This window comes from Granulicella sp. S190 (genome assembly GCF_009766095.1).
Lineage (GTDB): Bacteria > Acidobacteriota > Terriglobia > Terriglobales > Acidobacteriaceae > Edaphobacter.
This window is the reverse complement of record NZ_LMUD01000023.1, coordinates 527,165-548,102: the sequence shown is the minus strand read 5'-3', so window position 1 is coordinate 548,102 and position 20,938 is coordinate 527,165. Positions and strand designations below refer to the sequence as shown.

Annotated in this window: 18 protein-coding genes; 10 read left to right on the top strand and 8 right to left on the bottom strand. The window is 57.4% G+C overall.

All coding sequences use genetic code 11. The annotated features are described in order from the left end of the window. Positions 1-38 precede the first annotated feature (38 nt). The 3 genes from hydA to GSQ94_RS15665 are packed head-to-tail and all read left to right on the top strand — an operon-like array spanning position 39 to position 4,310. The gene (gene hydA / locus GSQ94_RS15675; protein ID WP_158944771.1) at positions 39-1,442 is read left to right on the top strand and encodes a dihydropyrimidinase; all 1,404 of its coding nucleotides are present in this window, start codon (positions 39-41) and stop codon (positions 1,440-1,442) included. Then, a complete protein-coding gene (locus tag GSQ94_RS15670) occupies positions 1,433-2,914 on the top strand; it encodes an NCS1 family nucleobase:cation symporter-1 (RefSeq protein WP_158944770.1) in 1,482 nt (493 codons plus the stop codon). The genes hydA and GSQ94_RS15670 overlap by 10 nt, the downstream gene beginning before the upstream one ends. A gap of 10 nt (positions 2,915-2,924) precedes the next feature. Next, positions 2,925-4,310, top strand: coding sequence for an aspartate aminotransferase family protein (locus GSQ94_RS15665; RefSeq protein ID WP_158944769.1), 1,386 nt, complete (start codon positions 2,925-2,927; stop codon positions 4,308-4,310). A gap of 62 nt (positions 4,311-4,372) precedes the next feature. Here GSQ94_RS15665 and GSQ94_RS15660 read toward each other — a convergent pair whose 3' ends face one another. After that, entirely contained in the window at positions 4,373-5,914 is a 1,542-nt protein-coding gene (locus tag GSQ94_RS15660) for a CoA-acylating methylmalonate-semialdehyde dehydrogenase (protein ID WP_158944768.1), read from the bottom strand. A 485-nt stretch (positions 5,915-6,399) separates the two neighbouring features. Between GSQ94_RS15660 and GSQ94_RS15655 the strand changes: the two genes are divergently transcribed. The 6 genes from GSQ94_RS15655 (at position 6,400) to GSQ94_RS15630 (ending at position 13,083) form a co-directional block, all read left to right on the top strand. Then, positions 6,400-6,978: an RNA polymerase sigma factor gene (locus tag GSQ94_RS15655; protein ID WP_158944767.1), complete on the top strand. Its 579-nt coding sequence runs from the start codon at positions 6,400-6,402 to the stop codon at positions 6,976-6,978. Between the two features lie 59 nt (positions 6,979-7,037). Then, positions 7,038-7,727: an anti-sigma factor gene (locus GSQ94_RS15650; RefSeq protein WP_158944766.1), complete on the top strand. Its 690-nt coding sequence runs from the start codon at positions 7,038-7,040 to the stop codon at positions 7,725-7,727. Positions 7,728-7,750: 23 nt separating this feature from the next. Then, a complete protein-coding gene (locus GSQ94_RS15645; protein ID WP_158944765.1) occupies positions 7,751-8,566 on the top strand; it encodes a hypothetical protein in 816 nt (271 codons plus the stop codon). Further along, complete coding sequence (locus GSQ94_RS15640; RefSeq protein ID WP_158944764.1) at positions 8,455-11,043, top strand: CHAT domain-containing protein; 2,589 nt, start codon at positions 8,455-8,457, stop codon at positions 11,041-11,043. The genes GSQ94_RS15645 and GSQ94_RS15640 overlap by 112 nt, the downstream gene beginning before the upstream one ends. A gap of 235 nt (positions 11,044-11,278) precedes the next feature. Continuing rightward, complete coding sequence (locus tag GSQ94_RS15635; protein ID WP_216843097.1) at positions 11,279-11,662, top strand: MliC family protein; 384 nt, start codon at positions 11,279-11,281, stop codon at positions 11,660-11,662. Between the two features lie 167 nt (positions 11,663-11,829). Continuing rightward, positions 11,830-13,083: an MFS transporter gene (locus tag GSQ94_RS15630; RefSeq protein ID WP_158944763.1), complete on the top strand. Its 1,254-nt coding sequence runs from the start codon at positions 11,830-11,832 to the stop codon at positions 13,081-13,083. Positions 13,084-13,337: 254 nt separating this feature from the next. On the opposite strand, the gene GSQ94_RS15625 is transcribed toward GSQ94_RS15630, so the two are convergent. Both GSQ94_RS15625 and GSQ94_RS15620 read right to left on the bottom strand, forming a co-directional pair. Continuing rightward, positions 13,338-13,529: a hypothetical protein gene (locus tag GSQ94_RS15625; protein ID WP_158944762.1), complete on the bottom strand. Its 192-nt coding sequence runs from the start codon at positions 13,527-13,529 to the stop codon at positions 13,338-13,340. A 132-nt stretch (positions 13,530-13,661) separates the two neighbouring features. Continuing rightward, the gene (locus GSQ94_RS15620; protein WP_158944761.1) at positions 13,662-13,898 is read right to left on the bottom strand and encodes a hypothetical protein; all 237 of its coding nucleotides are present in this window, start codon (positions 13,896-13,898) and stop codon (positions 13,662-13,664) included. 267 nt (positions 13,899-14,165) lie between these two features. Between GSQ94_RS15620 and GSQ94_RS15615 the strand changes: the two genes are divergently transcribed. Continuing rightward, the gene (locus GSQ94_RS15615) at positions 14,166-16,745 is read left to right on the top strand and encodes a glycoside hydrolase family 3 C-terminal domain-containing protein (RefSeq protein ID WP_158944760.1); all 2,580 of its coding nucleotides are present in this window, start codon (positions 14,166-14,168) and stop codon (positions 16,743-16,745) included. A 70-nt stretch (positions 16,746-16,815) separates the two neighbouring features. Here the strand turns inward: GSQ94_RS15615 and GSQ94_RS15610 are convergent, their stop codons facing one another. Genes GSQ94_RS15610 through GSQ94_RS15590 form a run of 5 tightly spaced genes read right to left on the bottom strand, consistent with a single transcriptional unit; the run spans position 16,816 to position 20,566 of the window. Beyond that, the gene (locus GSQ94_RS15610; protein WP_158944759.1) at positions 16,816-17,121 is read right to left on the bottom strand and encodes a heavy-metal-associated domain-containing protein; all 306 of its coding nucleotides are present in this window, start codon (positions 17,119-17,121) and stop codon (positions 16,816-16,818) included. Between the two features lie 39 nt (positions 17,122-17,160). Then, positions 17,161-18,219: an ABC transporter substrate-binding protein gene (locus GSQ94_RS15605; RefSeq protein ID WP_158944758.1), complete on the bottom strand. Its 1,059-nt coding sequence runs from the start codon at positions 18,217-18,219 to the stop codon at positions 17,161-17,163. Continuing rightward, the gene (locus GSQ94_RS15600) at positions 18,209-18,991 is read right to left on the bottom strand and encodes an ABC transporter permease (protein ID WP_158944757.1); all 783 of its coding nucleotides are present in this window, start codon (positions 18,989-18,991) and stop codon (positions 18,209-18,211) included. Before GSQ94_RS15600 ends, GSQ94_RS15605 begins: the two co-directional genes overlap by 11 nt. Continuing rightward, positions 18,988-19,767 (bottom strand): ABC transporter ATP-binding protein, encoded by a 780-nt coding sequence (locus GSQ94_RS15595; RefSeq protein ID WP_158944756.1) that lies wholly within the window; start codon positions 19,765-19,767, stop codon positions 18,988-18,990. Before GSQ94_RS15595 ends, GSQ94_RS15600 begins: the two co-directional genes overlap by 4 nt. A 10-nt stretch (positions 19,768-19,777) precedes the next feature. Continuing rightward, on the bottom strand, positions 19,778-20,566 hold the full coding sequence (locus GSQ94_RS15590) for an ABC transporter permease (RefSeq protein ID WP_216843096.1): 789 nt from the start codon (positions 20,564-20,566) through the stop codon (positions 19,778-19,780). Positions 20,567-20,938 lie beyond the last annotated feature (372 nt).

Here is a 20,938-nt window from a genome sequence, read left to right as displayed (position 1 = left end):
ACGATGCAACTCTAATGTGAAACAGTTCGGAGCGAAGCGTGGGAATCCTGATTCAGAGTGGCATGGTTGTTACCGCAGAGCGTTTCGAAAAGGCGGATGTGCTGGTTGAGGGCAGCACGATTCGAGAGGTGCGGGCACAGATTGATCCTGTGGGACACACGGTGGTGAATGCGTCGGGTCTCTTTGTTTTGCCGGGTGGCATCGATGCGCATACGCATATGGATATGCCGTTTGGTGGGACGGTGTCCGCCGATGATTTTCTTACGGGGACGCGGGCGGCGGCGATTGGCGGGACGACGACGATCGTTGACTTTGCGATTCAGGCGAAGGGTACACGAATGCGCGATGCGCTCGATCTCTGGAGGGCGAAGGCAGATGGGAAGGCCTGCATCGACTATGGGCTGCATATGATTGTGACCGACCTTGGCTCCGATAACGGCAAGCAGGGGCTGCACGATATGGACGATATGGTGCGGGAGGGTGTGGCGAGCTTCAAACTTTTTATGGCTTACCCCAATGTGCTGATGGTGGATGATGGCACGATCTTCAAGGCGTTGCAGCAGACTGCGAAGAACGGCGCGCTGGTTTGCATGCATGCCGAGAATGGGAGCGCGATTGATGTAATCGTGCAGCAGGCGCTTGCGGAGGGGAAGACGGCGCCGATCTATCATGCGCTGACGCGACCCACGAAGGCTGAGGCAGAGGCAGTGCATCGGTCGATTGCGCTGGCGGAGATGGCGGGCGTGCCGGTTTATATCGTTCATCTGTCGAGCGAAGATGCGCTGAACCAGGTTCGCGAGGCACGAGACCGAGGAGTGCCTGCCTTTGCGGAGACTTGTCCGCAGTATCTTCTGCTTTCGATCGAAGACCAGATGCCGGGAAAGAGCTTTGAGGAGGCGAAGTATGTGTTTACGCCTCCGCTGCGGGAGAAGAAGAATCAGCCGAAGCTTTGGGATGGACTGGCGACAGATAATCTGCAGGTGGTTTCGACTGATCACTGTCCATTTTGTTTTGCAGATCAGAAGCAGCTGGGCAAAGACGACTTCAGCAAGATTCCCAATGGTGGCCCTGGGGTTGAGAACCGGATGCAGCTGCTCTATCACTTTGGCGTGAACGCGGGAAAGATCTCGCTACAGCGGTTTGTTGAGATTACTGCTACTGCGCCTGCGAGGATCTTTGGGATGTATCCGAAGAAAGGGACGATTGCCGTGGGTTCGGATGCGGACCTGGTGTTGTGGGATCCAGAGGCAGAGCATGTGATCTCTGCTGCGACTCACCACATGCGGTGTGACTTTTCGATGTTTGAAGGATGGAAGGTGAAGGGGAATGCGCGGAAGGTTTATTCGCGCGGCGAGCTGGTTGCCGATGGCGGGCGCTATGTTGCGTCGACTGGACGAGGCGAGTATCTGCGACGCGAGGCGAGGGGTGGAGCATGGCGGTGAGTTCGTCTGCGTCGGGTGCGCTTGATCAGGCTGGGGCGGATCTCTCAGCTCATCATGACCCGCGTCTTTACAACAAAGATCTGGCTCCTACGTTCGCAGCGCAGCGTACCTGGGGGACGTATAACTACATCGCGCTGTGGTTCTCGATGTCGATGGAGGTGACGACCTACATGCTGGCGTCGTCGCTAATTGCGGGCGGCATGAATTGGAAGCAGGCGATACTGACGATCCTGCTGGGGAATCTGATTGTGCTGGTGCCGATGCTGTTGAACGCGCATGCGGGGGCGAAGTACGGGATTCCCTTCCCGGTGTTTGTGCGCGCGAGCTTTGGGACTCGTGGAGCGAACCTACCGGCGATGCTACGGGCGTTTGTGGCTTGCGGATGGTTTGGCATTCAGTCGTGGCTGGGCGGGCAGGCGATTGCAGCGATGATCGCGGTGCTGTGGCCTGCGACGGCTCACATGCCGTCTGTGTTGTGGGCGAGCTTTCTTGGGTTCTGGCTGCTGAATATGTATGTGGTCTGGCGGGGCGTGGAATCGATTCGATTTCTACAAAGTTTTTCGGCTCCGTTCATGCTGGTGATGTCGTTGACGCTCTTGTTCTGGATGCTGCATAAGGCGGGCGGCTTTGGCCCGATGCTGTCGGCGCCTAGTCACTTTCATACGACGGGCAGTTTTCTTCGGTTCTTCTTTCCGTCTCTGACGGCGATGGTGGGGTATTGGGCAACGCTCTCGCTGAACATCCCGGACTTTACGCGCTATGCGAAGTCGCAGGACTCGCAGATTGTGGGGCAGGCTTTCGGTCTGCCGGTTGCGATGGTGCTTTACTCCTTTATCGGGATCGCGTGCACCTCGGCTTCGGTGACGATCTTTGGGGAGGCGATCTGGTCGCCAATTACGCTGCTGGGACGGTTTCATCAGCCGCTGGCAGCGATGCTGGCGCTGGTTGCGCTGCTGATCGCGACACTGAATGTGAATATCGGGGCGAACGTGGTTTCGCCTTCGAACGACTTTTCGAACCTCGCGCCGGGGCTGATCAGCTTTCGTACGGGTGGATTGATTACGGGGCTGCTGGGGCTGGCGATGATGCCGTGGAAGTTGATGAGCAGCTTCGGCAGCTATATCTTCGGGTGGCTGATCGGCTACTCGGGATTGCTGGGGCCGGTCGCGGGGATTATGGTAGCGGATTATTTTTTGATACGCGGGACGAAGCTGGATACAGTCTCTTTATATCGACGCGGTGGGCCGTACGAGTACACGCGAGGGTTCAATCCGAGAGCGCTGGTGGCGCTTGGTGCGGGTGTGGTTGTAGCGCTGATCGGGCTGGCTGTCCCCTCTCTACGATTTCTCTATGATTATGCGTGGTTCGTTGGCTTCTTTGTGGCGGCGGCCAGCTACTATGGCCTCATGCTGCTGTCGCCTCCGGCGCATGCGGAGTTGAGTGTCGTGACACAGTCAAACTTTCAGGAATAGGATTGCAGCTATGACCCCTCTCGATGTTGTCGAGCCTCAGAGCTCCAAGAAGTCCGAGCCACTCACCAGTCAGCAGGTTGTCGATCTGACGCGGCAGCATAACTATGGAACATGGCGATTTCAAAAGGGCTGGAACCCGATGCACATCGTCGATGCTGAGGGATGCTATCTCGTCGACGGCGCGGGCAAGCGGTATCTGGATTTTTCTTCGCAGCTGATGTGCTCCAACCTTGGGCATAAGAACCAGGCGGTGATCGACGCTATTGCACACCAGGCTCAACAGTTGAGCTATGCGATGCCGGGCTATGCGACGACGGCGCGTGCGGAGTTGTCGCAGGTTCTACTGGAGGTGCTGCCGAAGGGGCTCAGCAAGTTCTTCTTCACGACGTCGGGGACCGAGGCGAACGAAGCGGCGTTCAAGATTGCACGGATGTATACGGGGAAGACGAAGATCATTGCGCGCTACCGCTCGTATCATGGTTCGACGGCTGGCTCGATCGCGGCTACGGGCGATCCACGGCGATGGGCGATGGAGCCCGGCGGAAAAGCTCCTGGCGTTATCTTTGCGCCGGAGGTTCACTGTTACAAGTGCCCGATCAAGCACACGTATCCAGAGTGCGGAATTGCCTGCGCGGACTATATCGAGCACATGATTCGCAATGAGTCGGATGTAGCTGCAGTTCTGGTAGAGCCTATTGTTGGAACGAACGGTGTGATTGTTCCGCCGGATGAGTACATGCCGAAACTGCGCCGGATCTGCGATGAGTATGGCGTGCTGTTGATTGCAGATGAGGTGATGACGGGATGGGGGCGCACCGGCGCGTGGTTTGCGATGAATCACTGGGGAGTGACTCCGGATATTCTGGTGACGGCTAAAGGGATTACTTCGGCTTATGTGCCGCTGGGGCTTTGCGCGACGAGTGAAAAGATTGCGGAGTTCTTTCAGGATCATTACTTCGCGCATGGACATACGTATGAGGCGCATCCGCTGACGCTGGCGCCGGCGGTTGCTACGATTCGCGAGATGCAGCGGCTGGGGCTTGTGGAGCGGGCGCGTGAACTTGCGCCTTACGTTGAAGGCAAGCTGAAGGAGTTGAAGGCGAAGCATCCCTCTATCGGGGATGTTCGCGGCAAGGGACTCTTCTGGGCGGTCGACCTTGTGAAGGACCAGGTGACGAAGGAGCCTTTCAATACTTACTCCGATAAGGTCTCGGGGAAGCCGCTGCTTGTGGACCAGATTGCGGCGAAGATACTGGCTGACGGGGTGACGATCCAGGCGTGGGTGTCGCACTTCGTGGTGGCGCCGCCGCTGATTGTGACCAAGGAGCAGATTGATCTTGGGATATCGGTTCTCGATAAGCATCTCGCTTTGGCGGATGCTGCTGTCGGAGTCTAAGTGCGTCCTGGCGGCCGGCCCCACTGCGCGTGGGGCGGTCACTTCGTGAGTTGTATACCGGTTTAACCTAGCGTTGGCATTGAGGTGTCTACGCCTTTGCGGATGCCTGTGGGCCATCGGGAGGTGATCGTCTTGAGGCGGGTGTAGAAGCGGATGCCCTCGGGACCGTAGACTGCGTGGTCGCCGAAGAGAGAGCGCTTCCAGCCGCCGAAGCTGTGGAATGCCATGGGGACAGGGATTGGGATATTGATTCCGACCATGCCGGCCTGCACCCTGTGTGCGAAGTCTCGTGCCGTGTCGCCGTCGCGCGTGAAGATGGAGGTGCCATTGCCGTACTCGTGCTCGTTGATGAGCTTGAGCGCGGTTTCGAAGTCGCTGGCTCGTACGATGCCCAGCACTGGTCCGAAGATCTCTTCACGGTAGATCTTCATCTCGGGCTTGACGTGGTCGAAGAGGCAGGCACCGAGGAAGAAGCCTTCTCCTTTTGTCTGCGCGTGCTCGCGTCCGTCCACTACTAGCTCTGCTCCTTCGGACTTGCCTTGTTTCAGGTAGCCGGTGACACGCTCCAGATGCGCCCCGGTGACTAGAGGGCCCAGTTCTACGCCCTCCTTCATGCCATCGCCCATTTGCAGGCCTTCGATGCGCTGTTCGATCTTTCCTCTTAGCTGGTCGGCTGTGGCTTTTCCTACCGCTACAGCTACAGAGATTGCCATGCAGCGCTCACCTGCAGATCCGTAGGCGGCGCCGACGAGGGCGTCGGCAGCCTGATCGAGGTCTGCGTCGGGCATGACGATCATGTGATTCTTCGCGCCGCCGAGAGCCTGGACGCGCTTGCCGTGCTTCGTGCCTTCGCGGTAGACGTACTCGGCGATTGGAGTGGAACCCACGAAGCTAATGGCCTGCACGGTCGGGTGGGCGAGGAGCGCGTCGACGGCTGTCTTGTCTCCGTGGACGACGTTGAAGACACCGTCGGGAAGACCAGCCTCTTTGAGCATCTCGGCCAGGAGCATCGAGGCGCTGGGATCGCGTTCGCTCGGCTTGAGGACGAAGGTATTGCCGCAGGCGAGGGCGATGGGGAACATCCACATGGGCACCATGGCGGGGAAGTTGAAGGGGGTGATGCCCGCGACAACACCGAGAGCCTGGCGCATGGACCAACTGTCGATGTCCGGACCTACCTGCTCGGTGAACTCACCTTTGAGTAGCTGCGGGATGCCGGTTGCGAACTCCACAACCTCCAAGCCGCGCGTGGCTTCGCCTTTGGCGTCTGAGAAGACTTTGCCGTGCTCACTGGTGAGTAGAGCCGCGACTTCGTCGAGACGCCGCTCGAAGATCTCGCGAAACCGGAAGAGGACGCGGGCCCTGCGAAGGGAGGGCTGGGCCGACCATGCGGGAAAGGCTGCGGCTGCGGCGGCTACGGCGATGTCTACCTCGGCACTGGTTGCGAGGGCGACCTTGGCCTGGATCTTTCCGGTGGCCGGGTTGTAGACATCCCCGAAGTGTCCGGCGATTCCGGTCATGATCGCGCCGTTGACCCAGTGATGCACTTCCCGGAGTTGGCTGTCTGCGGATAAGGGTGCAGTCAAGGTAGATGTGGCGGACATAGACGGGCCTCCTGCTGAGAGGACTATCGTACCAGCCGTCGCGAGAGAACTCCGAATGCCTCTGGAGTGGACCCGACATGCCGAAACAGGCAGCAGAGATTTCTTTGAGCATCTTTGAAACGTCTGCCGCCTGTCGATCACTATCTGGTTATCGCGCCTCACCGGCTCGAGAGTATGGCCCTGTTTTTGACGTTCTTCTGCCTTGGCTCCCTCGTTTCACACGCTGAACCTGATCTGCCATGCGACCTGAACAAATTTCAAGAAACCTGAAGATGCGAGATCGTCGAACTGCGGTCCGAAGAGGACGCGCGACCCAACCTCCCTTTATGTCGTTGCCTGCAACGTGGGGGCCAGAGAGGCGGTCAGTCGAGCGAAGGACAAAGGCGCGGGAGGATCCGAGCGCAGAATTGCAGGAGTGCGTTCGGGAGAAGCTCTTCCTACGGTGTAAACTTGGGCGCAAGTACAGCCGCCTGGGGGGACAGAGCTTGCAATTTTTTGCGTTCGACGCGGCGTATCTCGAGAAGCTTCGATCTGGAGATGCCGATACCGAAGGGCACTTTGTCAGCTACTTCGGAGAGTTGATCCAACTGAAGCTCCGCTCGAGGTTAAGCACCAAGGAAGCGATAGAAGACGTCAGGCAGGAGACCTTTGTACGGGTGATGGGGCAGGTGCGCTCGGCGAATGGCCTGAGAGAGCCTGACCGGCTGGGGGCGTTTGTCAATTCAGTCTGCAACCACGTGCTGATGGAACACTATCGTTCGAAGACTAAGACCGAATCGTTTTTAGACAGCGATATGGAAGCTACCCTGATGGCTCGTACGCCCAGCGCGCTCAGTCTTCTCGAGACAAAAGATGCGCAGCGAGTGGTTCGGCAGATTCTGGCTGAGTTGCCCGAACGAGACCGCCGGCTGCTGCAGTCCGTACTTCTGGAAGAGCGGGACAAGGATGACGTGTGCGAAGAGTTCGGCATTACCCGTGAGTATCTGAGAGTGATGGTTCACCGCGCCAAGCAGACCTTCAAGTCGTTTTATGTAAGCCGTTTAGGCGATAGCAAGATGTATTAACTGAGCCCGTGACACGATTTAGCCGCTGGAGACACTATAGAGCTGAGGCATTTTTCCCCATGGACCATTCGGAAGCCATACAGAGTACGGCGGCAGAGAGATATTTGCTGGAAGAGATGTCTCCGCTTGAGCGGGACAGCTTCGAAGAACACTACTTCGATTGTCCGGAGTGCGCGGCAGACCTACGTGCGACTGCCGCATTTCTTGAGACGGCAAAGCAGGAACTTAAGTCCGCTCCCCGTTCGAAGCCCGCTTCGGAGCGTGAGAAGAGGTCGTTGTTTGTTCTGCCGTGGAAGCCTGTGCTTGCCTGGGGAGCACTGGCGGCTTCCCTGCTGTTCACTGTCTATCAAAACGTCGTGACCTATCCGCACCTGAGCGGCGAAATTGCCCAGCTGAAGGCTCCGGAGGTTTTGCCTACCCTGTCTTTAGTGAGTGGAAACAGTCGCGGGGGTGAGGTTTCGTCGCTCGCAGTCTCGAAGACTCAACCGTTTCTGCTGCAGGTGGACATCCCCACACAGGATCGGTTTTTGAGCTACACTTGCTCTCTGTATTCCCCCTCCGGTTCGCTTGCCTGGCATGTCCAGGTGTCTGCGCAGGAGGCGAAGGATACTGTTTCGATCCGGGTCCCTGCGGTCGAGAAGGTGACGGGAAGTTACGCCTTGATCGTGCGAGGGGATACAGATAAAGCTTCAGCCGGGCCCGCAAATGATTTAGCTCACTATCGCTTTAATTTGAATCTTCAGAATTAGACTACTGAGAGATGAAGGCTAATATGCGACCCGCTTCCCAGAAGACGAAGACGTTCTATTTTCAATCCGACGCGCATTCGCTGGGCGGATTCATCAAACAACCTTCGCATAAGATCGTCCCTTCGCAGGCACACTCTTCGCTGCCCGGGGTTGGCGGCCATGTGGAGGCGTCGACGGATGCGTTCAATCATGACTCCATCGTGTCCTGCAAGAAGGCCTACACTCGCGTCTCGGGTAGAGAGCATGTTGAGGGCGGCCCATGGTCGATGGTTGTCACGTCTGTCATCGAGGGATTGAACATCCTGGAGGTTCTGACAGCGGATCGAATCGTAGGTCAGATCGCGGTGGAGTATGACAATGCCGGGACGTTTCCTCGGGTCTCATTTGCGGGTTCGCACTTCGAAGGACTCAAGCTGGCGCACCACGACCTTACTCCGATACTGAACCCGACCCTGATGAACCTTCCGGGAGGAACACCCGGGCCGCTGACTGAGGCACAGTTTCAGACCACTAGCACAACTCAGGCGGGCAACCTGACCAAAGCTGGCAACCCTGCGTGGGTAAGCAATAGATTTGGATGGATGGGTACCCCACCGAAGGCGGGAGTTGGACAATGTGTTCTATGCTCGTTGGTGGAAGGCGTCAGCTCGGCAATTCCGGGCAAGTCTTTCGGTCACGTCATCGAGATCCCGGAGTTTGGGAGGGTATTTCTCGGAGAGGTCTTCGCGTGTCACTCTTCCTTTCGGCTCTCGATGGTTCGAGCGGAGTTGGGCTGCACCGTGGAAGGGCAGCTGGACGTGGCAATGGGTACCATCGGTGGACGTACCGTTCCGCCATAGCCGTAACGGTTGCGTCTCTGATGACCATCTGCTCCCTGGGGTGCCGCTCTGCGGTGGTGAGCGAAGATCCGGCGGCGACTTTTCAGCATATACGCAGCGATTTTCTGCATGGCAATCTGGACGTTGCCCAGGTGGAAGCAGATCAGGCGCGTATTAGCTTTGCCAGCAAAGATGCGGGCTGGTCGATGAGATTTCGCCTGTTGGAGGGTGAGGTCCTTACTTACCAGGGACGCCGGACGGATGTACTCAAGCTGCTCGACGACAAGACGGTCTCTTATCCTGAGGCAGGGGATGCCGCGATTGAAAGAGACTTATTGTGTGGGCTGGCGCATGCTGGTCTGGGCCAGCCTCAGCAATCGGATAAAGAGCTGCATCAAGCTCGGGTTCTGTCCGATCAAAGCAATTCAAATCTGGACGGGGAAGTTTTCCGAGCGGAAGCGAAGATACAGCTCAATCGCAATAACCTGACTTCCGCTTCAGACCTTTACGAGAAGAGCCTGCGCGCTGCACGGACGCACTCCGATGCGTTTCTCGAAGCCAGCGACCTGCTGAATCTTGGTTTTGTCGCCATGCAGAGGGAGCACTACGACCAAGCTGTGGCGCTGTTGCAAGACGCGGCAAATTTTGCGAAGTCCGTTCAAGCACGGCAGGTCACTGAAGCGGCCCTGGGAGATACGGGGGACGCACTTTATCATCTCGGAGATTACGAGAAGGCGCTGTCAAACTTCCAAGCTGCGGAGAAGGAAGCTGCAGAGATTGGAACTACAAGCGCACAGGTCGTCTGGTTATGGGAGGCGGGTTCGGCTTACTACAAGCTTGGCAACTTGAAGGAAGCGAAGACCTGCTATGAGAAGGCGCTAAAGTCTGCCACGGCCATCAACGCTGCTGATCAGATCGCCGATATCGATACGCAACTGGCATTGCTGTTACTCCAAGAAGGGCAATTCGATTCTGCAAAGGTTCGGAGCGATGAGGCGGTTCGTGCGGCGTATTTGTCCGGCGACGAATCGGTTGAGATTGTAGCTAAGTTTGTCCAGGCGCTTCTGGCGATGCACCAGACAGGCGGCCAGGATACAGAGCGAATGCTGGTGGAGGCGCATGACAGTGCGGCTGGCACGCCTTTTATGCGATGGCAGATTGAAGATGCTCTCGCGAAGTACTACAGCGGCAAACAAGATACGAAGCAGGCTGAGAGCTGGTATCGAAGATCAATTCAGACCTTTGAAGATAAGAGAACTGAGGTCAGCGGCATGGATTTGAAGCTGCCTTTTTTTGCTAACGGCGACGAGCTTTACAGAGACTACGCGGGATTTCTGATCGCATCGCACAGAGAAGAGGAGGCTCTGAAACTGCTCGACAAGGGACGTGCACAGACACTGGCGGAGGGACTCAGGACGGGGAAAAAGGCTTCGACATTGCGTGAGGCGACAAGTCCTGAGACCGTTGCCGGCAAGCTCCATGCCGTGATTCTTTTCTATTCCTTAGGGCCGGACAAGTCCTACCTATGGGCCGTTACTGGCGGTCACACAGATCTCTTCGTGCTGCCTAAGAGGCAGGAGATTGAATCGCGAGTCCAGAGCTATCAAAGATCTATTTTGAAGTCGAGCGACGTGCTGCGAGAAGCGAATGCCGACGGGAGATATCTGTACGATGCGATCGTCGCGCCCGCTGCATCCCTGATCCCAGATGGGGCGAGGGTATTTGTAATTCCGGACGGTGGTTTGAATGGCTTGAACTTCGAGACGCTGCTGAAGCCGTCGGGGGAGCAGTTTCACTACTGGATTGAGGATGTGACGCTTACGAATGCGAACTCTATTCGACTGCTGTCGCAGCTTGGATCTGCACTTCCTTCCACGGACGCGAAGAATCTTCTGCTGATAGGCAATCCGGTCTCGTCCGGGTCAGAGTATGAGAGCCTGCCGAATGCTCCGGCGGAGATCGATGACATCAGAAAGCACTTCCGAGCGGATCACGAGACGGTTCTGACACAAGCCGATGCGATGCCTTCCGCTTATGGAACGACAAGGCCGGACCGGTTCGCTTACATCCACTTCGTCGCTCATGGAACTGCGAGCCGATTGAGTCCGCTGGACTCAGCAGTTGTGCTCTCCGCTCCAAAGGCGCATCCAGACGACTACAAGCTGTATGCCAGAGAGATTGTGCACTATCCACTGCATGCGAGACTTGTGACTATCTCCTCTTGCTATGGATCCGGGCTTCGAGCTTACGCGGGAGAGGAGTTGGTGGGTCTCTCGTGGGCGTTTTTGCGGGCGGGAGCTCATAATGTGATTGGAGCATTGTGGGAGGTAAACGACGCCTCCACCCCTATGCTGATGGATCGGTTGTACGGTGGGCTCGAGGGTGGAAGGGAACCTGCTGAGGCACTCCGCGCAGCGAAGCTGGAGATGATGCGGTCCCAGGGGGTCACTCGAAAACCTATGTATTGGGCGGCCTTCCAGCTCTATGCCGGCTCCTGAAGATGGCTTCGTCCTGAACGTTTGATGGGCGACGGGCGTGCGTTCCTCCTTGAGAGTTTGGGGATGATTGAAACGAATTCGGATCTACTGTCACTACTGTGTGTTCCAGCCAGTTGAGTCTTTGGGCTGGTGATGCCTGCTGGAGGTGACGGGAGAAATCACCTCCGCAGGTCTACATCTGTTGAGGCTATGATGTTTTCACTCTAACGTTCTCTGAAGGCTTAGGAGGCAACTTGTGAAGACGCCCTGGAGACAGGTTTTGATGGGTGCGGTTATTTCCTGTAGCGCATGCGCCGGCGCTACCGATCTGACGATTCATCTGAATGGTTCGCAAACGATCTCCCGAAGCAGCTTCAAGTTTCAGTGCGATGCCCGAGGGAGCAAGATGGGGCTACCTGCAGGTGTCTTTTCGGTCGAGTATCTGAATGGAGCAGGAAACAGCCTTGCGGTTGTTCCCGTGGGCGGCCAATCGGTAGTCTTCGCGAATGTCGTTTCAGGCTCTGGTGCGCGATACGCGGCTCGAGAGTTCATCTGGTGGGACGCCGGCGGCCGTGGAACTACGTTTTCGTCGGACTCACTTGCGGGGAAGATATCATCCGAATGCCATCGCGTTGAATAGTTGGCGTCCCCCTTCCGCTCTTTATCGGATCAGGCTGTCCCTGTGTGCGAGCCGGTCTAATTTCCAGCGGGAGATCCCATACATGTTAGATATAGTCGAAGGCTAGCGTTCTCTTGAGAGCGCCGCGTCGATCCAGCAGGTATGGATTTGGGAAGTGAGACTGACTTATGCATTTGGATGTGAGGGAAGCAGAGGGCTCCGAGGCTGGTGCCCCTGGGTGGAGATTTGCTGTGGCGGCGGGGATTCTGGGGTGGGTTCTCGATGCCTTCGACTTCTTTGTTGTCGTCTTTCTGATCTCGGAGCTCATGGGCAAGTTTCATGTGGGCAAGGGAGCGATTGTCTGGAGCATGACTTTAACACTTGCCATGCGACCGATTGGGGCTCTGCTGTTTGGGGCTCTTGCTGACAAATTCGGGCGCAAGAAGCCTCTTATCGCATGCGTCTTGTATTTTTCGACGGTGACAGTGCTGAGTGGACTTGCGCCGACTTACTGGGTCTTTCTGGCGATGCGATTGTTGTACGGCCTGGGGATGGGCGGTTATTGGGGCATTGGCGCCTCGTATGCGATGGAGAGCGCACCTCGACATAGAAGAGGCATTCTTTCGGGGTTGATGCAGGGCGGGTATCCGTTCGGCTATCTGATGGCTGCGATTGGCATGCAGACGCTTGCCCCCGCTTTTGGGTGGCAGATGATGTTTTTTGTTGGCGCTGGAGTGACGGTGGTGATTGTGGTGCTGGCTGCTATGGCACCGGAGTCTGCGGCGTGGCAGATGCACAAGATGCCTTCGGTTGCGAAGATCTTCAGCACCATGTTTCAGCATATGGGCGTCTTCGGGTATCTGCTGGTTCTGATGACCGCAATTACGTGCCTGTCTCATGGGACGCAGGATCTTTATCCCGACTTCCTGAAGACGTTGCCGTGGATGAACGGCGCTACCGTGCTGGGGATGAAGGCGACGCTTGGAATTCCGGTGATTTACAACGTCGGGGCGATCATAGGAGCGGTGGTGGTGGGTGCGATGTCGGAGCGCATTGGGCGCAGATATGCCGTGATGGCAGCGCTTGGAGTGTGTCTGATGGCGATGCCGATGTGGGCGTTTGGCGGGTCTTTGATGGCCATCGTGGCGGGGTCGTACCTGATGCAGAGTGGGGTTCAGGGCGCGTTCGGCGTGATTCCGGCGCATCTGAACGAGCTCGCGCCGGATGCGATTCGCGGGCTGTTTCCTGGGTTTGTGTATCAGCTTGGGGTTTTGTTTGCCTCGCCGGTGCTGCCGCTGCAGAACTTGCTGAGGAGCAAGTTTGGGTATCCGTGGGCGCTGTGTTCGTTTGAGATGCTGGTGATTGTTTCACTGCTGCTGATCTTCTGGTTTGGTCCGGAGAAGCGAGGTAAGAGTTTTTTATCCGGAGGCAGGAAGATTTAGCCAACGATGTTTTGAGGGAGAGTGCTTCTGCAGAAGCAAAATAATTTCGATGGTTGAAGGAGATGTTTTGGGGGATTTTTGCGAAAAACTGGTGCGTGAACGTGGTTTTTTGGTGGTGTAGACGTGGTGAAATGCGTGGTAAAAGATGGTCTTCTGACCGTCAACTTTTAGAGGCTGAAACATACGCCAAGAGTTTGGACTTTATTTTCGCCTTACCTGTTCAATGTGTTTGATTAAATGATTTACACGAAGATTTATACGGCATGTTGCATGGCGGGGATGCGGCGGCCCGAGAACGAAGGGTTGCAGATGTGAAGGGATTCACCGCTGGATTGGCCGGCATCGTGCTTTGCTACTACCGTCGCGAGGCAGTTGAGACAGATTAGATCAGAGGAACCGTCCATCTTGGGGCGATGGGGATGTGCTGCAGTGGCTTGTTCGGCCATGATGATCTCCTTAGAAGACGTTGGAGTCTTTTTTGTTGTGATGTACAAACCTCTGGAGGAGTTGCCTGCCGATCGGAGGAACTCTCCGTCTATCAGGACTTACGCTGCTCCCTGGTTGAGTGGAGCCAGGATTCAGAGGTCTTCGTGAGCTGGGTTGGACTTTCTTGCCTCGGCCTTCAACTGTGCGTTGATGGTTGCAAGTCGTTCATTTATGAGAGCGATGGACTCTCCCCAAGTCTTGAAGGTGTCTGTGGTGTAACCGGCATCGAAGGTTCGCGGATGAGGCTCTTTCGCAGAGTGTCTGCGCTTAGCCTCTTCAAGCCTTGACTCGAAGTAGGCGAGCCGCTGTTTAAGATTTTCTTCATTCATTGCTGTACCAGTATATTCGATGCCGGTCAGCGGCCTGGCGTATGCCTCGTTCAGAGAGAGGACGCGGAGTTTGCGCGCGAGTTCATGAGAAGCATATGAGAAGAAGTTCTTATGGACAGCTCAGTGTCGCCTGAATAGTTCGGCAGTTCCCTTTTCAGGTGTCGCACACCGCTCGATTCCAGAGGTCGCAGGTTGTGGTTCATAAGCTGTGCGACAAGCATGTTGTCTTACAGTTACAATTTCGCACAATAACGAGGACAACTCTCCATGGACTGGAAGCTCTCCGGCCTTTTTCGTAGTTGCTGCATCACGGCACTCGCTTTGAGTGCGACTCTTCTTTCCTCTGCGAGCTTTGCTCAAGCTCCCCATCCGCTGGATGCCGCAGAGAAGCAGAAGGTAGATGCGCTGGTGAAGCAGATGACGCTGCAACAGAAGCTCGATTACATCGGGGGGACCGGGTTCGCGGTGCGCGGTGTTCCATCGCTTGGGATTCCAGCGCTTGAGATGTCGGACGGGCCTTATGGGACGCGGTCGAACTCAGGTTTTCCGTCGACGACATATGCAGCGGGAATCAATACTGCGGCTTCGTGGGACCGTGCGCTGGCAGCGCGGGTGGGAGCGGGAATAGGGCGCGATGCGCGGGCTCGCGGAGTTCACTTCATGCTTGGCCCCGGAGTGAATATTTATCGCTCGCCACGCAATGGACGCAACTTCGAGTACTTCGGCGAAGATCCATACCTTTCGGGACAGATTGCGGTGGGTTATATCACCGGGATGCAGGAGCAGGGCGTCAGCGCCACGGTGAAGCACTACCTGGGAAATAACAGCGAGTTTCTGCGGCACGACTCTGATACGGAGATCGATGAGCGGACGGTGCGCGAGATCTATCTCCCTCCGTTTGAGGCAGCGGTGAAGCAGGGCCATGTAAGCGCAGTGATGGACTCGTACAACCTGATCGATGGCAAGCATGCGACGGAGAACAGCTACTTCAACACGGAGATTCTGCGTAAGGAGTGGGGCTTTCAGAATGTGCTGATGTCGGATTGGGATGCGACCTACGATGCGGTGGGCGCGGCGAACGGCGGCCTCGACATCGAGATGCCGACGGGCAAGTTTATGAACAACGCGAACCTCGCGCCTGCGATCAAGGCGGGCAAGGTGACTGAGGCGACGATCGACGAGAAGGTGCGGCACATTCTGGAGACGGCGGCCTCGTACGGGTGGCTGAACCGGGACCAGCGCGATACGTCCCTCTCGTTTTTAGATCCGCGGAACAAGGCGGCTGCGCTTGATTCGGCGCGAGAGGGTGCGGTGCTGCTGAAGAACGAAGGCAATCTTCTGCCGCTGGATAAGGCGGCGGTGAAGACAGTTCTGATTGTTGGGCCGGATGCTTATCCGGGTGTTCCTGTGGGCGGAGGAAGCGCCGGGGTGGTTCCGTTTCACATGGTGAGCGCGCTGGAGGGAATCTCCAACGAGGTTGGCTCGTCTACTACGGTGCTCTATGATCGTGGGATTCCGACGCTGTCGCACCTTGCGGCCGAGACGCAGTTTACGACTGCGGCCAAGAACGGCAAGCCTGGGCTAACGCTTGAGAGCTTTAGCAATCTGGAGCTCTCAGGAGCTCCAACGGCTACGACTGTGACGCCCCATGCAGTTCTTGAAGGACTCACCATCAAGAGTGTTATCGAGAACATTGAAGCAGTAATGGCAATGCTCTTTTCGACGCCGCCCTCGGAGATCTCGCATCGCCTTACCGGCTACTACTCCCCTGCTACGGCGGGTAAGTACATCTTCGCGCTGGAAGATTCAGGGGAGGGTTCGGGAAATCGCGTGTATGTGGATGGCAAGCTTGTGATCGACAACTGGATGATCGTGCGGGCTTTTCAACCGCATGTGACGCTGGATCTGTCTGCGGGTCCGCATAAGGTGGTGATCGAAGAGTGGCAGAAGAGCGTGATCGGCGGACATGTGGTGCTGGGTGTTGTAGCGGAGAACAAGGTGGTGAACCCACAGGCAGTGCAGCTTGCAGCCAAGGCTGATGTGGTCGTGGTGGAGGCTGGATTTCAGCCGGAGAGCGAGAGCGAAGGTGGCGACCGAACCTTTACGCTGCCGTATGGACAGACGGAGTTGATACGCGAGATTGCGGCGGCGAATCCTAAGGTGGTCGTCGCGATTACCTCGGGTGGCAATGTGGATTCGACGAAGTGGATTGAGCACGTGCCGGCGGTGCTGGAGACGTGGTACGGAGGGCAGGAGGCTGGGCAAGCGTTGGCCGAGATCTTGTTTGGCGATGTGAATCCTTCGGGGCATCTGCCGGCTACGTTTGAACGGCGAGCGGAGGATAACCCGACGTTTGCAAACTACTATCCTGAAGGCGATTCGAAGCGGGTTGACTATAAGGAAGGGATCTTCGTCGGGTATCGCGGGTACACGAAGAACAAGGTGAAGCCGCTGTATCCGTTTGGGTATGGGCTTTCCTACACGACGTTTAAGTTCTCAAATCTTAAGGTGGCGCAGGATGATGGCAGCAGTGAGGTTGGTGGAACGGCGAGCTTCGACGTGACGAATACGGGTAGCCGCAAGGGCGCCGAAGTGGCGCAGCTTTATGTGGCGGAGAATCATCCGAAGGTGGAGCGACCGGAGCGTGAGTTGAAGGGCTTTGAACGGGTCGAGCTTGCGCCGGGTGAGACGAAGCATGTAACGATTGCCCTCGATGCGCGGTCTTTCTCTTACTACGATGTGACAGCGAAGAAGTGGGCGATCGGCTCGGATAAGTTCACGATCTCGGTGGGCGATTCTGTGGAGTCTTTGCCGCTGAAGGCTGAGCTTAGTTTGAAGGGTCGTTAGGATTTCAAAAGACTAGAAGGGAGGCTCCATCGCTTTGCGGCGTTGGAGCCTTCTTTTTTTGCGACTGTTGTCAGGAAGAGTGAAGCTGGGTTGCGTGGAAGCCCAGGCTTTCGACCACTTCGACGATGGCGGCTTCAGAGATAGTCCTGGGATCGTAGGTGACGGTGAGGATGGCTTCAGGATAGGTTGCCTTTGCTGCGGCTATGCCGTGCTCGCGCTGGAGAAGAGTTTCGAGGCCGACGGCGCAGGTGATGCAGGTGAAGCCGGCGACCTTGTAGGCGGCGGTCTTTTTTTCGAGGGCGGCGGCGGTTTTGAGAGTTGCGAGACCGGTGGCGCTGGCCAGAGTCATGAGACCTAAAAACTTTCTGCGAATCATTGTGTGTCTCCGTTCGTTGAGTCTTGTGTTGCGGATGCGTTATTTGGCGGCGGCTATGCCGGGCTCGTATCTCCAGGGTGTTTGCTGACTGGCAGCATCGGAGAACCTGGTGTCGGTGTAGTCGCTGAACTCCATTTTTTTATTGAGGACGCCGGTCTCGATCATGAGGTCGCGCACCATATCGAAGTCTGCTTTGCGCGGGGCGAGTGGGCTGTAGGTGACGCGGTCCATCGGCTTGGTGAGGGCCCAGCGGAGGAGCGCGGGTTTCTGGTTGTAGTAGAAGCGACCGACGAAGTCTGCGGCGTCTTCGCGATGCGGCTTGCCCTGATCGAGCCATAGGCCGGAGCGAGCGATACCGTCGACGAGGGTTTGGACGACTTCGGGACGCTGGTCGATGAGGTCCTGACGGACGACGAGGATGCAGGACATGTAGTCGGGCCAGTAGTCGCGGGCCTGGAAGAGGACGCGGCCGTAGCCGCCTAATTCAGCTTGTGAGGGAAAGGGTTCGCCCATGACGAAGCCGTCGATTGCGCCGGCGGCGAGGGCTCCGGAGACGTCCGGGGGCGCCATCTCGACCATCTTGATGTCGCCGGGCTTGAGGCCCCAGACCTTCATAGCGCGGAAGACGATGAGGCGCTCGTCGGAGAAGCGGCTGGGGATGGCGATAGTGCGGCCGCGAAGGTCGGCGAAGGTTTTGACGGGGCCGTTTTTACGGACGACGAGAGCGCTGCCGTAGCGGTGGCCGAGGTAGACGACTTTAATGGGGACGCCCTGGGAGGCAAGAGCGATGGCGAGTGGAGCGACGATGAAGGCGGCCTGGACCTTGTTGGAGATGAGGGCTTCTTTGATCTCGGGGAAGCCCTGGAACAGGCGGGGGAGAAAGAGCTCGCCTTTGTCTGAGACCTTGGAGATGTAGTCGGTGACGGGGCAGGTGAGCTGGCAGGTGACGGGGATGTAGGCGACTGTGATCTTGCGCTTCGCGAGTGGCTGGTAGTCGTTGAGGACGGCGGCCCAGTTTACGTTGAGGGAGGCGTGGAAGATGGAGATGAGGACGATCCAGCAGGTGGCGTAGAGGAGAACGCGGGATTTAAGAGTCATGACGGAAGCCCCAGCGTACGGATTTGAAGTGTTCGACGGAGCGGATGAAAAGGTCGAGGCAGAGGCCGATGATTCCGATGAGGAGCATGGCAGCGACGACGAGATCGTAGCGCTTTCCGGAGTTGCGTGAGTCGATGACGAGGTAGCCTAGTCCTGAATCGACGGCGACCATCTCTGCCGCGACGACGACCAGCCATGCGATGCCGAGGGCGATGCGGAGGCCTACGATGATCTGGGGCAAAGCTGCGGGAAAGACGACGCGCAGGAGCAACTGCACGGGGGTGAGGCCGAAGTTGCGACCGGCGCGGCGGTAGACGGCGGGGACGTTGGAGACACCATCGATGCAGGCTACGACGATGGGAAAAAATGCGCCGAGAAAGATGAGAGAGGTTGCGGCGTGATCGCCGATGCCAAAGAGGAGAATGGTGACGGGGATCCAAGCGAGTGGGCTAATGGGGCGAAGGATCTGCAGGAGCGGGTTGACGACCTGATTGGCTGCGGGATACCAGCCGAGAATGAGGCCGAGCGGAACACCCAGAATGGCTGCGGTGCCGAAGCCGATGGCGACGCGCCTGAGGGAGTCAATGATGTCGCCCCAGAGAACCTGCTTGTGCATCAGCTCCTTGATTCCCTTCCCTACTTCGAAAGGAGAGGGAAAGACTCTGGTTTTCGTCCAGCGAACGGAGAAGTACCACAGAGCAAGACATGCCAGAAGCACGAGCAGCGGTAGGACGATTCGTTCCCAACGGGCTGGGGTGGCGAGAGAGTTCATACGTGGTGCGCCAGTCCAATCTGCTGGAAGATGCCGTCGCGCAGCTCAAGATAGCGCGGTGAGCTCAGGTCGCGTGGGTGCGGGATGTCGATAGTGACGATCTGCTGGATGGTGGCTGGACGCGCGCTCATGACGACGACGCGGTCGGCGAGCTGGACGGCTTCATCGATGTCGTGGGTGACGAAGAGGATAGTCTTTCTCTCGGCCTCCCAGATGCGGAGGAGCTCGCGGCGCATGGTGAGGCGGGTGATGGAGTCGAGCGCGCCGAAGGGTTCGTCGAGCAGCAGCATATCCGGGTTGACGGCGAGGGCTCTTGCTACTTCGAGGCGCTGCTTCATGCCGCCGGAGAGGTCTGAGGGGTAGGAGTTTTCAAAGCCTTTGAGGCCTACCATTCCGACGTAGTGGTTGATGCGGTGTTGGCGCTCTTTGCGGTCCAAAGCAGCGAGGCCGAAGCCGATGTTTTCTTCGACGGTGAGCCAGGGGAAGACGCCGCGCTCCTGGAAGACGACGATGCGACGCGGGTCCGGGCCTTGCACTACTTCGCCGCCGACGCGAACGGTACCGCTGGTGGGAGAGAGAAAGCCGGCCATGATATTGAGCAGAGTTGATTTGCCGCATCCGGAGGGGCCGAGGAGGCAGACGAACTCGCCCTCGCCGACCTCGAGGTTGATGTTATCGAGGACAAGGGTCTGCTTGCCGTCGCGAGTGAAGATCATTCCGACGTCTTCAACCTGCACGGCGATTCTGGTTGCAGACGCTGCCACACTTGATTCCATCGATAGCACCTTATTCCTCCGAGTAGCTCCACCGGAACGATTTGACCCGTTCGAGTGAGCGTATGCCCCAGTCCAACAGGAGCCCGATGAGTCCGATGATGACCATACCGGCGACGACGAGGTCGTAGCGGTTACCGGCGTTGCGGGCATCGACGATGAGGAAGCCGAGACCTGAATTTACTGCGATCATCTCCGCTGCGACGACGACGAGCCACGCGATGCCTAAGGTGATTCGCAGGCCGATGATGAGTTGCGGCACAGCGGCAGGATAGAGGATGCGGACGAAGAGGTCGATGGGGCGCAGGCCAAAGTTTCGTCCGGCGTTGACGTATACAGCGGGGACACCGCGTACAGCATTCATGGCCGTCAGCAGAAGCGGGAAGAAGCTGCCGAGAAAGATGAGGAAGATGGCAGAGAGGTCTCCGACGCCGAACCATAGGATAGCGATCGGGATCCAGGCGAGCGGCGATATGGGACGCAGGATCTGGATGATGGGATTGAGCGCCATCTCTGCGCGAGTGTACCAGCCGATGACCATGCCGAGAGGTACGGCAAGGATGACCGCGAGACCGAAGCCCCAGGTGACACGGAAGAGAGAGGCGACGACGTACTTCAACAACAATCCGTGACGAAGGAGGTCTGCGATGCCGCCGACCACGCCCCAGGGGCCGGGCAACAACTGGCCGGGATGGCGCTGGATGGCGATCTGCCAGAGCACAAGCAGCACGGCGAGGAGCAGCCAGGGACGAAGCCACACAGGTACCTTGATGACTGCTCCGGGTTTTTCTTCGAATGACAACGATTACCCCTTAGCCGCTTCTTACGATGAGGTGAGATTGTGTGAACAGCCGTGAAGATGTGCCGCGCAGACAGAGGGATGCGAGAACACGATCCTTACTGATTCCTAGTCCCTGCCATAGTACTGACGAAAGGTGCTGGCACCTATCCATCGAAGGGTTGAGGCTGGGGTCCGACTTTAGATAGTCAAGAGCGAGTATGCCACGGCTGTGGCGTAGCAGGGCTTGCGTTCGGTAGTCTTCTCCTGCGCGGCAGATCCTATTTGATAACAACCACGCGCCGCAAAGCCCGGTTGACGAGGCTAGGATGTCAGAAGGATGAAGCGATTGCACGTTTTGGTTAGATCAGCTCGAAGCCTTAGAGACGCCGGGTT